General features: G+C 69.4%; 12 protein-coding genes and 1 other RNA gene. 9 read left to right on the top strand and 4 right to left on the bottom strand.

Annotation, left to right across the window (positions count from 1 at the left end):
- Positions 1 to 7: 7 nt before the first annotated feature.
- A complete protein-coding gene (locus FSY98_RS00515) occupies positions 8 to 772 on the bottom strand; it encodes an SDR family oxidoreductase (protein WP_144872655.1) in 765 nt (254 codons plus the stop codon).
- A 102-nt stretch (positions 773 to 874) separates the two neighbouring features.
- Between FSY98_RS00515 and FSY98_RS00510 the strand changes: the two genes are divergently transcribed.
- A complete protein-coding gene (locus FSY98_RS00510) occupies positions 875 to 1,711 on the top strand; it encodes a helix-turn-helix transcriptional regulator (RefSeq protein ID WP_144872652.1) in 837 nt (278 codons plus the stop codon).
- 19 nt (positions 1,712 to 1,730) lie between these two features.
- Here the strand turns inward: FSY98_RS00510 and FSY98_RS00505 are convergent, their stop codons facing one another.
- Positions 1,731 to 2,570: an aldo/keto reductase gene (locus FSY98_RS00505; RefSeq protein ID WP_144872649.1), complete on the bottom strand. Its 840-nt coding sequence runs from the start codon at positions 2,568 to 2,570 to the stop codon at positions 1,731 to 1,733.
- Here FSY98_RS00505 and FSY98_RS00500 point away from each other — a divergent pair.
- From FSY98_RS00500 to rnpB, 4 genes are all read left to right on the top strand, one after another.
- Positions 2,569 to 3,015, top strand: coding sequence for a YchJ family metal-binding protein (locus FSY98_RS00500; protein WP_313955843.1), 447 nt, complete (start codon positions 2,569 to 2,571; stop codon positions 3,013 to 3,015). The two genes, FSY98_RS00505 and FSY98_RS00500, sit on opposite strands and share 2 nt — an antisense overlap.
- Positions 3,016 to 3,066: 51 nt before the next feature.
- Positions 3,067 to 3,798, top strand: a complete 732-nt coding sequence (locus FSY98_RS00495) for a zinc ribbon domain-containing protein (protein WP_144872646.1) — start codon at positions 3,067 to 3,069, stop codon at positions 3,796 to 3,798.
- A gap of 25 nt (positions 3,799 to 3,823) precedes the next feature.
- Positions 3,824 to 5,524, top strand: coding sequence for a bifunctional 3'-5' exonuclease/DNA polymerase (locus FSY98_RS00490; protein WP_144872630.1), 1,701 nt, complete (start codon positions 3,824 to 3,826; stop codon positions 5,522 to 5,524).
- Positions 5,525 to 5,550: 26 nt separating this feature from the next.
- An RNA gene (gene rnpB, locus FSY98_RS00485) (RNase P RNA component class A) lies at positions 5,551 to 5,917 on the top strand.
- A gap of 78 nt (positions 5,918 to 5,995) precedes the next feature.
- Here the strand turns inward: rnpB and ppgK are convergent.
- Positions 5,996 to 6,742 carry a polyphosphate--glucose phosphotransferase gene (gene ppgK, locus FSY98_RS00480; protein ID WP_144872627.1) on the bottom strand — a complete coding sequence of 249 codons (747 nt, stop codon included), beginning with the start codon at positions 6,740 to 6,742 and terminating at the stop codon, positions 5,996 to 5,998.
- A 69-nt stretch (positions 6,743 to 6,811) separates the two neighbouring features.
- Here ppgK and FSY98_RS00475 point away from each other — a divergent pair, with 69 nt between their 5' ends.
- The 4 genes from FSY98_RS00475 to FSY98_RS00460 are packed head-to-tail and all read left to right on the top strand — an operon-like array spanning position 6,812 to position 12,330.
- A complete protein-coding gene (locus FSY98_RS00475; RefSeq protein ID WP_144872623.1) occupies positions 6,812 to 7,030 on the top strand; it encodes an SPOR domain-containing protein in 219 nt (72 codons plus the stop codon).
- A gap of 2 nt (positions 7,031 to 7,032) precedes the next feature.
- Positions 7,033 to 8,370: a type I glutamate--ammonia ligase gene (gene glnA / locus FSY98_RS00470; protein WP_144872620.1), complete on the top strand. Its 1,338-nt coding sequence runs from the start codon at positions 7,033 to 7,035 to the stop codon at positions 8,368 to 8,370.
- Positions 8,371 to 8,377: 7 nt separating this feature from the next.
- The gene (locus FSY98_RS00465; RefSeq protein ID WP_144872617.1) at positions 8,378 to 11,353 is read left to right on the top strand and encodes a bifunctional [glutamine synthetase] adenylyltransferase/[glutamine synthetase]-adenylyl-L-tyrosine phosphorylase; all 2,976 of its coding nucleotides are present in this window, start codon (positions 8,378 to 8,380) and stop codon (positions 11,351 to 11,353) included.
- Positions 11,354 to 11,400: 47 nt separating this feature from the next.
- Positions 11,401 to 12,330, top strand: coding sequence for a diacylglycerol kinase family protein (locus tag FSY98_RS00460; RefSeq protein ID WP_144872614.1), 930 nt, complete (start codon positions 11,401 to 11,403; stop codon positions 12,328 to 12,330).
- Here FSY98_RS00460 and FSY98_RS00455 read toward each other — a convergent pair.
- Positions 12,317 to 13,462 carry an AI-2E family transporter gene (locus FSY98_RS00455; protein ID WP_144872611.1) on the bottom strand — a complete coding sequence of 382 codons (1,146 nt, stop codon included), beginning with the start codon at positions 13,460 to 13,462 and terminating at the stop codon, positions 12,317 to 12,319. The genes FSY98_RS00460 and FSY98_RS00455 overlap by 14 nt on opposite strands.
- Positions 13,463 to 13,565 lie beyond the last annotated feature (103 nt).

Here is a 13,565-nt window from a genome sequence, read left to right as displayed (position 1 = left end):
CCGCCGATCAGTTCCCGTGCGGGTCGCGGTGGTTCAGAGTCACCACCACCTGCTCGTAGTCGCCTCGTGCCTCGCCGTAGCGGAGGAACTTGACGTTCTCGACCTGGATCTCGCGCGCGTCGGGCTGGGACTCGATGATCCCCATGACCTCCGAGACGAAGTCGTCGAGCGGCATGGCGAAGTCGCTCGACTCCTGGCCGCGCATCAGGGCGGTGCGCACCGCCGGCGGCTCGAGCTCCTGCACGGCGACGCTCGTACCGGCGAGCTGCAGTCGCACGGATTCGCTGAGCATGTGGATGGCGGACTTCGTGGCGTTGTAGGTGGGAGTCACGCGCAGGGGAGCGAACGCGAGACCTGACGAGACGGTCATGATCGTCGCGTCCGGCCGCGTGACGAGGTGGTCGATGAAGGCGGCGATGAGCCGGATGGGGCCGAGCAGGTTCGTCGTCACGATCGCCTCAGCCGTCTCGAGGAACCCGGTCGATGTCGTCCAGTCCTCGGTGCGCATGATCCCGGCCATCGTGATCAGCACGTTCAGATCGGGATGCGAGGCGATCACCTCGGCTGCCGCGGAACGGATGCTGTTGGCATCCGTCGTATCGATCCGTACCGTGTGGATGCCGGGGTTCTCGGCGGCGATCCGCTCCAGCAGTTCGGTGCGTCGTCCGCCGACGATGACCGTGTTACCGCGCTCGGCGAACCGCTGCGCGAGCGCGAGTCCGATGCCGCTCGTTGCTCCGGGGATGAAGATGGTGTTTCCGCTGATGTCCATGGCTCCACTCTGCGCCCCGACCCGGCGGTCTCTCCAGGGACGGGGTATCCAGGGATCCGCGGTCCCTGGATGGGCGAGTCCGGTGCGCGGGATACTGAGGAGGTGGACAGAGACGCACTCGCCGACTTCCTTCTCGCGCGTCGCGAGCGGTTGCAGCCAGGTGACGTCGGCCTGAGCACCGGAGCCCGACGACGCACGCCAGGACTGCGACGCGAGGAGGTGGCGCAGCTCGCGGCGATGTCGACCGACTACTACACCCGTCTGGAGCAGCGCCGCGGCCCGCAGCCGAGCGTCCAGATCCTCGCCTCGCTCGCGCGAGCGCTGCGACTCAGCCCGGACGAGCGGGATTACCTGCATCGGGTGAGCGGGCACAGCGCGCCCGACCGCGCCCTGTTCACCGATTACGTGCATCCGGGCATGCTGCGCGTTCTCGACCGTCTGGACGACACCCCTGCGTTCATCGTCTCGGTGCTCGACGAGGTGTTGGTGCAGAACGACCCCGCGAAAGCTCTGCTCGGCGATGCCAGCGCACTGGAGGGACTCGACCGCAGCGGAATCCACCGGTGGTTCGTCGACGTCGCGGGGGAGCGCCGCCGGTACCCCGAGGCCGATCACGACCACCGCAGCCGCGTGCTCGTGGCGTCGCTCAGGGCGGCCTACGGGGTCATGGGCGAGAAGTCCCGCGCCGGCGACATCGTCCGGGCGCTGACCGTGCAGAGCCCCGAGTTCGCCGCCCTGTGGGAGGTGCACGAGGTCCGCCGGCGGTTCGACGACCACAAGGTGCTCATCCATCCCGAGATCGGCGAGATCGAGGTCGACTGCCAGGCGCTCTTCACTGAGGACGAATCGCAGACGCTGGTCGTGCTGACGGCGGCTCCCGGGACGGACTCGGCCAGCAAGCTCGAGCTGCTCCGCGTGATCGGCACGCAGCGGGTCTGACGACTCCGCGGAGGGAGACTCAGGACTCCTCGTGCGTGCGGGGGTCGGCGTCGAACAGACGGCCGTCGGCACGGCCGAGCGCGGTGATCGCCTCGACCTCCGCGGCGTCCAGCACGATCGCGCCCGCCGAGAGGTTCGACTGCTGGTGCTCGAGCGATGACGCCTTGGGGATCGCCACCGTCTCGCGGGCCACGTGCCAGGCGAGCACCGTCTGCGCGGGCGTGATGCCGTGCGCGGAGGCGACCTCGGCGACCACCGATTCGTCGAGCAGCTCCTTCGCGCGCCCGAGCGGGCTCCACGCCTCGGTGAGGATGCCGTGCTCGCGGTGGTAGGCGAGCTGCTCGGTCTGCGGGAAGTAGGGGTGGATCTCGATCTGGTTGACGACGGGACGCACGCCGGTCTCGCGCTCGATGCGCTCCAGATGCTCCGGCAGGAAGTTCGAGACGCCGATCTGTCGCACGATCCCGCGCTGCTGCGCGTCGACGAGCGCCTCCCAGGCCTGTACGTATTCGTCCTGGCCCGGGTTCGGCCAGTGGATGAGGTGCAGGTCGGTGGCATCGAGGCCCAGTCGCGACCGGCTCTCCTCGATGCTCGCGACGGCTTTCGCGCGGGCGTGGTGGCGGCCGGGGAGCTTGGTCGTGACGATGATGTCCGAGCGGTCGACGTCCGACTGCCGGACTCCGCGCCCGACCGACCCCTCGTTCTCGTAGTTGAAGGCCGAGTCGAGGAGCCGGTAGCCCGCGCCGATGGCGGTGGTGACGGCATCCGCTCCCGCGTCGCCGTTGAGCGCATAGGTGCCGAGGCCGAGTGCGGGCAGGGAGAAGCCGTTGTGAGCGGTGAACTGGGGGAGAGCGGTCATGCCGTCAGCGTACGCTGGAGCGGTGACGCGAGCGGAGGCCATGGCGCCGGACGGCGGCAGCGGGCAGGATACGCTCCGATGCCCGTGCGGTTCGGGCGACCTGTTCCCGGCGTGCTGCGGGCCGGTGCTCGGCGGGGCTCCCGCGCCGACCGCCGAGCGACTAATGAGGTCGCGCTACACCGCGTTCTCTCGTGGCGATGTGGGTCATCTTCTCGTGACCTGGCATCCCTCGACACGCCCGAAGATGGTCGACCTCGACGAGGATCTCGTCTGGCGGCGGCTCGTGATCGTCGATCGGACAGGTGGAGGACCGTTCGACAGGGACGGGATCGTCGAGTTCGCCGCCGCCTGGCAGCAGGGACCCGAGCGGGGGACGCTGCGCGAGCGCAGCAGGTTCGTCCGAGAAGGCCGCCGCTGGCTGTACGTCGACGGCGACGTGTCGTGACGAGCGGGCCCCGGCATCCGCGGGTCCGACCCAGCGAGTAGATTTGAGAGCGTGAACGCCAGCCCCGAGCACCAGCGCACCCTTCTCGACATCGCCGACCTCGACCGGCGCATCGACCGGACGGAGCGCGCGCGCACCAAGCCGACGCAGGCCGCCCGCATCTCCGAGCTCGTCGCGATCCGGCAGGAGCAGCTCCGCGAACTCACCGCCCTCACCGGCACCCGCGACGACGTGCGCACCGAGCTGGCGAGGATCGAGTCGGACGTCGCCCTGGTCGAGAAGCGCAGGGAGCGCGACGCTGATCGCCTCGCCGCGGCCACGAACCCCAAGGAGGCGCAGGCTCTCGAGCACGAGATCGCCAGCCTCGCCCGTCGGCAGAGCGACCTGGAAGACGCGCAGCTCGACGTGATGGGCAGGGTCGAAGACGCGGATGCCGCGGTGGCGGCCCAGCAGGCGCTGCTCGACACGACCACCACCGAGGGCACTGCTCTCACGACGCAGGCCAAGGCCGACGTGGCCGCGGCGACCGAGCTCGGTGCCCAGCTCGTGCGCGACCGGGAGGCCGTGGCCGCTACCGTGCCGGCTCCGCTGCTCGGCGAGTACACGCGTCGCGCCGTGAACAGCTCCGGCGCCGCTCTGCTGACCCGCGGAACCTGCGAGGGCTGTCGCATCGTGCTCCCCAGCACCGACCTGAACGAGATCCGCCGAGCGGCGGAGGACGCCGTCGTCTCATGCCCCGAGTGCGGCTGCATCCTCGTGCGCACCGAGGAATCCGGCCTGTGACCCCTGCGCCGCGAGCGCGCCGGACGTGACCTCGCGGCGCACCCCCGAGCGCCGGATCGTGCTGGCGCGCGAGAACCCGCGTGGATGGACGGCGGTCGAGCTCGACGACGCGGGGGAGGAGCGGCATCGGCACACTCTCGGGGACGACGCCGTGGCGGCGTGGGTCGCGGCCGAGGAACGCGAAGACACGCCCCGCTGGATCATCCGCACCGCCCGAGAGGTCTACGCCCCGCTGCTCGCGATGGGGGTGCGCCTCACCCGGACGCACGACCTCCTGCTGTGCCACGCGATCCTCCGCGACACCGATCAGGTCGCGCGGCCGCTCGCCCCGTCCCCTGAGTGGGTGCGGCAGGACCCGGTCGTCGAGGATGCCCCGTCGCTGTTCGACGCCCTGGAACAGCCTACGAGCGCCGACTCCGTCGCGGCCCTGCTCGACCAGTTCCGCCTGCAGCGGCGGGTCATCGACTCTTCGGGCGACGGGCGGCTCGGGCTCCTCACCTCCGCTGAGTCGGCAGGCGGGCTGATCGCGGAGGAGATGCGCGCCGCCGGCCTGCCGTGGAGCGAGACGATCCACGACCGGATACTCGTCGACACGCTCGGCAGTCGTCCTCTCGCTGGTGGGCTGCCCAGCGTGATGGTCGGCGAGGCAGATCGAGTCCGCAGCATCCTCGGCGACCCCGCGCTCAACCTCGACAGCCAGCCGAAGCTCCTGCGCGCGCTGCACCGGGTGGGTGTGCAGGTCGAGTCGACCGGGCGCTGGGAGCTCGCGAGGCACGACCATGCGGTCGTCGGGCCGCTCCTGGCGTACAAGAAGCTCGCGCGGCTGCTCAGCGCCAACGGGTGGGCGTGGCTCGCCGAGTGGGTGCATGACGGACGCTTCCGTCCCGTCTACATCCCGGGCGGGGTCGTCACCGGGCGCTGGGCGTCGGCCGGGGGCGGGGCGCTGCAGATCCCGCGGAGCCTGCGCCGGGCGGTGCGCGCCGACGCGGGGTGGCGACTCGTGGTCGCCGACGTCGCGCAGTTGGAGCCTCGGATGCTCGCGGCGATGGCGGGCGACAGGGCTATGGCGCGCGCGGCGCAAGGGGCGGATCTGTACGCGGGGGTCGTGGCGACCGGCGCGGTCGGCACGCGCGAGGAGGCCAAGTATGCGGTCCTCGGGGCGATGTACGGCGCGACGACCGGAGACAGCGGCCGCCTCGTGCCCAGACTCCGCAAGGTGTATCCGCGGGCGATGGCGCTCGTCGACGAGGCGGCGCGCATCGGTGAGGACGGCGGGGTCGTGTCGACCTGGTTGGGCCGGTCGTCACCGCGGCCGTCGGACGAATGGGCGCGGATGCAGGCACGGGCGACGGACGCCGACGCCGAGCCGAGCGACGTGACCGTCGCCCGACGTCGCGCTCGAGACTGGGGACGCTTCACCCGCAACTTCGTGGTGCAGGGCACCGCTGCGGAGTGGTCGCTCATCTGGCTCGCCGAGATCCGACATCGCCTGCAGCAGTTCCCGGAGGCGCCGCGCCCGGCGCCGGCATCCGGAGTGTTCCGTACCCGACCGCATCTCGCGTTCTTCCTGCACGACGAGGTCATCCTGCACGTGCCGGAGGAACAGGCGGAGGCGGCGGCGGATGCCGTGCGCGAGGCGGCGGCCGTCGCGACTCGTCGGCTCTTCGGAGACTTCCCCATCGATGTGCCGCTGGATCTGCGCATCGCGGAGTCGGCGGAGAAGTAGCGCCCGCGTAGACTGGACGACGCGAATGGGTCGACTGGACGGTCGCGTGGCGGGAGACCGCACCGAGGAACGTCCGGGCTCCACAGGGCAGGACGGTGGGTAACGCCCACCCGGAGTGATCCGCGAGACAGTGCCACAGAGAGCAGACCGCCCCTGACCGTCAGGTCGGGGGTAAGGGTGAAAGGGTGGTGTAAGAGACCACCGGGGGCCATGGTGACATGGCCCGCCAGGTAAACCTCGTCCGGAGCAAGGTCAGACAGAGGATGATGACGCGGCCCGCCGAGTCCTCGGGTAGACCGCTAGAGTGCCACGGCAACGTGTCGCCGAGAGAGATGACCGTCGAAGGGGCGAAGAACCCCGGAACAGAACCCGGCGTACAGGTCGGCCCATTCGCCTCAGACATCACGAAGGCCCCGCTGATCCAGCGGGGCCTTCGTCGTCCTCGTCGAAGAGGTCGTCGTCGCGCGGGTGTCAGTCGCCCGCCAGCGAGGCGGCGCCGATGATGCCGGAGTTGTTGCGGTGGATGGCCGGGACGATCGGCGTCTTCAGGTCGAGCAGCGGCAGGAAGTCGCCGGCGTTCTTGGACACGCCCCCGCCGACAACGAACAGGTCGGGGCTGAACAGGAATTCGATGTGCGAGTAGAACTTCTGGAGGCGCTCGGCCCAGTCGGCCCACGACAGGTTCTCGCGCTCGCGGGCGGACGTGGCCGCGAACGTCTCGACCGATTCGTACTCGCCGTAGTGCAGGTGGCCGAGCTCGGTGTTGGGCAGCAGCACGCCGTCGTAGAGGAACGCGGAGCCGATGCCGGTGCCGAGGGTGGTCAGCAGAGTGAAGCCGCGCACGTCGCGAGCGGCGCCGTGGCGGGCCTCGGCGACGCCGGCGGCATCCGCATCGTTGACGAACACGATGTTGCGCCCGAGGCCGTCGCGGAAGAAGCGCTCGGCGTCGAAGCCGATCCACTTCTTCGAGACGTTGGCCGCAGACAGGGTCATGCCGCGCTTCACGATGGCGGGGAACGCCACTCCGAGAGGGAGGTTCGATTCGTGCACGTTGAGGGTCTTGAGCACCGTCTTGACGGCGAGCAGCACGTCTTCCGGGGCTGCGCCCTCGGGCGTCGGCACCCGGACGCGCTCGGACGCCATCGTGCCGTGCTCGAGGTCGACGATGCCTGCTTTGATTCCCGTGCCGCCGATGTCGACGCCGATCGCTTTCACCATGCCCGATAGCTTAGCGACCGGGCTCTGCGCCAGTAGGATCGAGACACCACGTGTAGAAGGGGATCGGCCATGTCGAACGGCGATGAGAAGTACTGGTACAACATGGAGACCCGACAGGTCGAGTTCGGGATGATCTCGCCGTCCGTCGATCGCGTCGGCCCGTTCGACACCGAGGCCGAGGCCGCCCACGCGCCCGAGAAGCTGCAGGAGCGCGCACGCGCCTGGGCAGACGAGGAATCGGCGGAAGACGGCTGGGACGCCGGCGCCGGCAAGAGCGCCGCCGAGTGAAGATGGACAAGCAGAGGGACTTCGTCCTCCGGACGATCGAGGAGCGCGGCGTCAAGTTCGTGCGGCTGTGGTTCACCGATGTGATCGGCACCCTCAAGTCGGTCGCCATCGCGCCGGCCGAGGTCGAGGGAGCGTTCGCCGAAGGCATCGGGTTCGACGGCTCGGCGATCGAGGGCCTCACGCGCAGCTACGAGTCCGACCTCCTCGCGCAGCCCGACCCCACGACCTTCCAGACCCTGCCCTGGCGCGGCGAGATCGATCCGACCGCGCGCATGTTCTGCGACATCACCACTCCCGACGGGCGTCCGGCCGTGTCGGACCCTCGTCATGTGCTCAAGCGCACTCTCGCGAAGGCCGCCGACGCCGGGTTCACGTTCTACACGCACCCCGAGATCGAGTTCTACCTGCTGAAGTCCTCGAACTTCGGACCGGAGGGGCCGGTGCCGGTCGATTCGGCCGGGTACTTCGACAACGTCCCCGGTGGCACGGCTCATGACTTCCGCCGTCGCTCGGTGCGGATGCTCGAGGATCTCGGCATCTCGGTCGAGTTCAGCCACCACGAGGGCGGACCGGGCCAGAACGAGATCGACCTGCGCTACGCCGATGCCCTCACCATGGCCGACAACGTCATGACGTTCCGCACGGTGATCAAGGAGGTGGCCATCGAGCAGGGCGTGTACGCGACCTTCATGCCGAAGCCCCTCAGCGGCCACCCCGGCAGCGGGATGCACACGCACATGTCGCTGTTCGAGGGCGAGCGCAACGCCTTCTACGAGGAGGGCGCCAAGTACCAGCTCTCCAAGACCGGACGTCACTTCATCGCTGGTCTCCTGCGCCACGCCAACGAGATCGCCGCCGTCACCAACCAGTTCGTGAACTCGTACAAGCGCCTGTGGGGCGGCGACGAGGCTCCGAGCTTCGTCACGTGGGGCCACAACAATCGCTCCGCCCTGGTGCGCGTGCCGATGTACAAGCCCAACAAGGGCGGCTCCTCGCGGGTCGAGTACCGCGCTCTCGACTCCGCGGCGAACCCGTACCTCGCCTATGCGCTCATGCTCGCCGCCGGCCTCAAGGGCATCGAGGAGGAGTACGAGCTGCCGCCGGAGGCCGAGGACAACGTGTGGTCGCTCAGCGACGCCGAGCGCCGGGCGCTCGGCTACGCGGCGCTGCCGGCGAGCCTCGACCACGCGCTCGAGTACATGGAGAGCTCGGAGCTCGTCGCCGAGACGCTCGGCGAGTCGGTGTTCAACTACGTGCTGCTCAACAAGCGCAAGGAGTGGGAGGCGTACCGCGGTCAGGTCACTCCTCTGGAGCTGAAGAACAACCTCGAGCTCCTCTGACCGTCGCATGGCTCGCTCGCACGACTCCGTCTCCCTCTCTGCGCTGGCGCGGCTGGGATTCGCGGAGTTGAGCGAGGCTGCGGCGAATCTCGCGGAGCTCGCCGGCCTCGTCGGAGTCGATCGCGCCGCGCTGCTCGACGGAGCAGTGGCCGCGGATCCCGACGCAGCGGTCGAGGGGATGCTGCGGGTCGCGCGCCGTGACCCGGCGCCGCTCCGCATGCTGTTCTCCGATCCGTCGTCGCGCGAGCGCGTGTGGCGTCTGTTCGGCGTGTCTGAGGGCTTCGCCGACTTCTTCTTCCGGCATCCGGACCAGCTCTTCGTCCTGGCCGAGCCGCTGTCGACCTTTCCGACGGCCGACGACCTGCGGGAGCGTCTGCTCGATGCGGTCGGAGCCAGCGACGGCTTCGCGTCCGCCGCCGACGACGCCGCGATCGTCGCTCTTCGGATCGCGTATCGTCGCGACCTCGCCGCGATCGCCGCATTCGACGTGACGGCCCATAACCCGGTCATGATCGTCGGCGACGTGTCGGCAGCTCTCGCCGACATCGCCGGCGCCGCACTCGAGGCGTCCCTGGCGGTCGCTCGACGGAAGGTCGCCGACACCGTGGGCGACGAGCAGGTAGCGGCCACGCAGCTGGCGATCATCGGCATGGGCAAGGCGGGAGCGCGCGAGCTCAACTACGTCAGCGACGTCGACGTGATCTTCGTCGGCGGCACGGCCGACGAGGAGACGCTCTCCGAATCGCGCGCGATCGACATCGCGACCCGCCTCGCGCGCGAGACCATGCGTGGCCTCAGCGGCATCGAGGTGGAGCCGCCGTTGTGGGAGGTGGATGCCGCGCTCCGCCCCGAAGGCAAGCAGGGGGCGCTGGTGCGCTCCCTCGCGTCGCACGTGGCGTACTACGACCGCTGGGCGAAGAGCTGGGAGTTCCAGGCGCTGCTGAAGGCGCGCCCGCTCGCGGGCGATCCGCAGCTCGGGGCCGCATACATCGCGGCCATGCAGCCCAAGGTGTTCTCGAGCGCCGCCCGTGAGAACTTCGTCGACAGCGTGCAGCGCATGCGCGAGCGGGTCATGGAGCATATCGACCCCGCCGACGCGCCGTATCAGCTCAAGCTCGGGGCCGGCGGCCTCCGCGACATCGAATTCACCGTGCAGCTGCTGCAGCTCGTGCACGGACTCACCGACCCGAGGCTGCGGACGAGGGGAACGCTCGAGACCGTCGACGCGCTCGTCGACGGCGGGTACATCGGCAGGGCGGACGCCGGGGCCTTCGCCGACGACTACCGCATCCTCAGGCTCATGGAGCATCGTCTGCAACTGCGTGAGCTGAGCCGCACCCACCTCATGCCTCGCACCCCGGCCGGGCTCCGGGTCCTGGCGCGCGGCTCCGGTCTGGCCGACTCCGGCGACGCGATCTGGGCGCGGTGGGAGGGCGTGCGCCGCGAGGTGCGCGACATCCACACCCGCCTCTTCTACCGGCCGCTGCTGAGCGCCGTCGCCGCCCTGCCCGAGGCGGAGCGAACCCTGTCGACCGAGCAGGCGCACGACCGCCTCATGGCGATCGGGTTCCGAGATCCGGCGGGCGCGCTCCGGCACATCGGCGCTCTGACGACGGGACTCAGCCGCAAGGCGACGATCCAACGCCACCTCATGCCGATCATGGTGCGCTGGTTCGCCGACGGCAGCGACCCCGATTACGCGCTTCTGGCGTTCCGTCGGATCAGCGAGAGGCTGGGGGACACCCCGTGGTTCCTGCGGATGCTGCGCGACTCGTCCGGCGCGGCAGAGAGCCTGACGAGGCTGCTGTCGTCGTCGCGCTACGTCGGTGAGCTCATGGAGTGGATCCCCGAATCGGTCGCCTGGCTCGACAGCAGCGATCTGCTGCGGCCGCGCAGCGGTGCGGCGCTCGACGAGGAGGCCCGTGCCATCCAGACGCGGCACCGCAGCATCGGCGACGCCCTGCAGGCCGTACGCGCCCTCCGCCGCCGGGAGCTTCTGCGGACGGCGATGGGCGGAGTGCTCGATGTCTTGACGATCCAGCAGGTCGCGACGTCGCTCACCGAGATCACCGACGCGTCCATCCAGGCCGCACTGCGCGCCGTCCGGCGCGAGATCGTGCCGCCCGAAGACGACGCACTCGACTTCGCCGTCATCGGAATGGGTCGTTTCGGAGGAGCCGAGCTCGGGTTCGGATCGGATGCCGACATCCTCTACGTGTACGACGCGAACGGCCTCGACCCTCAGCGTGCGCAGACCCTCGCCACGCGCATCGTGGCCGGGCTCCGCGAGCACCTCACCGACCATCGCGTCCCGCTCGACCTCGATGCGGATCTGCGGCCGGAGGGGCGGAACGGGCCGCTCGTGCGCACGCTCCAGGCCTACGCGGAGTACTACCGCCGGTGGTCGCTCTCCTGGGAGGCTCAAGCGCTGCTTCGAGCCCGTGGTGTCGCCGGCAGCGCGAAGCTGATCGAGAAGTTCACGAGGATGGCCGACGGCATCCGCTATCCGGCATCCGTCGATCTGCAGGGTACGCGTGAGATCAAACGCATCAAGGCACGCGTCGAGGGGGAGCGGCTGCCGCAGGGCATCGACCCTCGACGTCACCTCAAGCTCGGTCCCGGCACGCTGAGCGACGTCGAATGGCTCGTGCAACTCATCCAGCTGCAGCACGCGCATGACGTCCCCGCGCTGCGGACCACCTCGACGATCACAGCCCTCGATGCCGCGGTCGAGGCCGGGTACGTGCCGGAGGAGTCGGCCGAGCTGTTGCGAGCGGCGTGGCTGCTGTCCAGCCGCCTGCGCTCGGCCATCACGCTCTACACGGGGCGGACGAGTGATGTGCTCCCCACGGACCCCCGCGACCTCGACGCCATCGGCCGTCTTCTCGGGTACCCGGACCGCTCGGCGAGCGTGCTGGAGGACGATTATCTCGGGGTGACCCGTCGCGCGCGACGCGCGTTCGAGGACCTGTTCTACGGGTGACCGCCCGTCGAGTTGCCAAGCAGCCCCGTTTGCAAGAAGCTGACCTCATGGCGATCTCGAAACTCGGTGTGATCTGGAACCCCTCGAAGCCGGGTGGAGACCAGCTGCGGTCCGCCGTGGAGTCCGTGTTCGGTGAGGATTCCGACGGAACGCACGTCGAGTGGTGGGAGACCACGCCCGAGGACCCGGGTCGCGGTATGGCCGCTGAGGCCGCGGCCGCAGGCTGTGATGTGGTCGTCGCCGCCGGTGGCGACGGCACGGTGCGGGCCGTCGCCGAGGGACTGGTGGGGACCGACGCCGCGTTGGGCATCGTGCCGCGCGGCACGGGCAACCTGCTCGCGCGCAACCTCTCTGTGCCCCTCAACGATCCCGTCGCGGCCCTCATCCGCGTTCGCGACGGTGAGGAGAAGGAGATCGACCTCGGCTGGGTCGAGATCGATGGCGACGAACACGCCTTCGTCGTGATGGTCGGCTTCGGCATCGATGCGCAGATGCTGGTCGAGACCGATGACGATCTCAAGGACCGTGCGGGGTGGCTCGCGTACGTCGAGGCCATGGGGCGCGCCCTGGCCGGCACTGAGATGACCGATATCTCGCTCGCCCTCGACGACGGCGAGCCGCAGGAGCTCCGCGGACACACGATGCTGATCGGCAACTGCGGAATGGTCCAGGGTGGCATCCGGCTGCTCCCCGACGCGGTGCTCGACGACGGTCAGCTCGACATGCTGCTCGTGAGCGCCGACGGCCCGCTGCAGTGGCTCGACACGGTGCGCTCGGTGGTGTGGGAGAACGGCATCCGACGGATCTTCGGCGCTGTCGACGAGGCCGTGAGCACCAACTCGACCACGCATGTCTCGGCGGAGCGCATCGTGGTCGAGCTCTCGGCGCCGCGGATGTTCGAGATCGACGGTGAAGAGGTGGGGGAGATCTCGCGCTTCACCGTGCGGGTCCAGCCCGCCGCCGTCACCGTTCGCTGAGCGTTCCCGGCGGCACGACCTTCGCGTCCTGCGTGGGGAAGACGACCTTCTGCACGATGATGATGACGCTCGCGGCGACCGGGATCGCGACCAGCGCGCCGAGGATTCCGCCGAGCGCGCCTCCGGCGACGGCCGCGATGACCACGAGCGCGCCCGGCACCGCCACCGCCTTGTTCATGATCCGGGGCGACAGCACGTATGCCTCGATCTGCATGTACACCAGGTAGTAGCCGAAGGCGAGCAGCGCCGTTACCGGACTCACGATCAGGCAGATCAGGGAGTTGATGATCGACGCCGACAGGGTTCCGACGAGCGGGATGAGTGAGCCGATGAACGCGATCAGTGCGAGCAGCGCCGGGACGGGGGCGCCGATGATGCTCAGCATGATCAGGCTCAGGATGCCGTTGATCAGCGCGAGGCTGGCCTGGCCCATGACGTAGCGCCCGACGGCACCGGACACGTCCTCCAGCAGTCCGCTGTACGTCTCGCGCTGGTAGGCGGGGACGAAGCGGGCAGAGACCTTCTTCATGCTGCGCAGCGACGCCATGAAGTAGAGCGTGAGAATGAGCACGATGGTGACGCCGGTGAAGCCCCCGGCGATCCCCGCGCCCACCGCGAAGACGCCGCCGGAGATGTTGAGGATGTTGCTGGGGTCCTGGATGAACGTCAGCACGCCCTGTGCGGCATCGTCGAACGTCGAGCCGAACTGGTCGCTGATGTTCTGGAACCAGTCGCTGGCCATGAAGTCCTGGACCATCTTCGGTCCGTTCTTCACGAGGTTCGTGACCTGCTCGACGAGGATCGGGACGATCGCGAGCAGGATGCCGGCGAACGCGAGCAGCACCACCGCGACCACGATCGCGACGGCTGCAGGGCGAGGGAGTTTCCGCTCGATCCACGTGACGATCGGGTCGAGGCCCAGAGCGAGGAAGAGCGCGACTCCGATGTAGACGAGCACGGTGGCGAGCTGATCGACGATACCGCCGAGCACGAGCGCGACCAGCACGCCGAGCGCACCGAGCAGGCCGTACATGAACGGGTTGATGCGCGCGATCGCTGCGGCCGCCGTCTTCGGCTGATTCATCAGCTCTTCCGCGGCCGCGGCCTGCGCCCTGCTCGTCTTCCGACGCATGATGCCCCCTCTGTTGTCACCGACCTCTCAGTTGACCACCGCCCGGGATGCGGGTCAAGCAGGGCACGCCGGATGGCGCGCCTGCCGCTCGCGGTGGTATAGG

This window comes from Microbacterium sp. 1.5R, from assembly GCF_007667425.1.
Taxonomy (GTDB): Bacteria; Actinomycetota; Actinomycetes; order Actinomycetales; family Microbacteriaceae; genus Microbacterium.
The sequence above is the reverse complement of the archived record's forward strand: the minus strand, read 5'-3'. Positions and strand labels throughout refer to the sequence as shown.

Bases quoted from the DNA above. Each gene is read 5' to 3' on its own strand.
- FSY98_RS00515 (WP_144872655.1), bottom strand. From the start codon at position 772: ATGGACATCAGCGGAAACACCATCTTCATCCCCGGAGCAACGAGCGGC.
- FSY98_RS00465 (WP_144872617.1), top strand. From the start codon at position 8,378: ATGGCTCGCTCGCACGACTCCGTCTCCCTCTCTGCGCTGGCGCGGCTG.
- FSY98_RS00500 (WP_313955843.1), top strand. From the start codon at position 2,569: ATGCCGTCAGCGTACGCTGGAGCGGTGACGCGAGCGGAGGCCATGGCG.
- glnA (WP_144872620.1), top strand. From the start codon at position 7,033: ATGGACAAGCAGAGGGACTTCGTCCTCCGGACGATCGAGGAGCGCGGC.
- FSY98_RS00505 (WP_144872649.1), bottom strand. From the start codon at position 2,570: ATGACCGCTCTCCCCCAGTTCACCGCTCACAACGGCTTCTCCCTGCCC.
- ppgK (WP_144872627.1), bottom strand. From the start codon at position 6,742: ATGGTGAAAGCGATCGGCGTCGACATCGGCGGCACGGGAATCAAAGCA.
- FSY98_RS00475 (WP_144872623.1), top strand. From the start codon at position 6,812: ATGTCGAACGGCGATGAGAAGTACTGGTACAACATGGAGACCCGACAG.
- FSY98_RS00455 (WP_144872611.1), bottom strand. From the start codon at position 13,462: ATGCGTCGGAAGACGAGCAGGGCGCAGGCCGCGGCCGCGGAAGAGCTG.
- FSY98_RS00460 (WP_144872614.1), top strand. From the start codon at position 11,401: ATGGCGATCTCGAAACTCGGTGTGATCTGGAACCCCTCGAAGCCGGGT.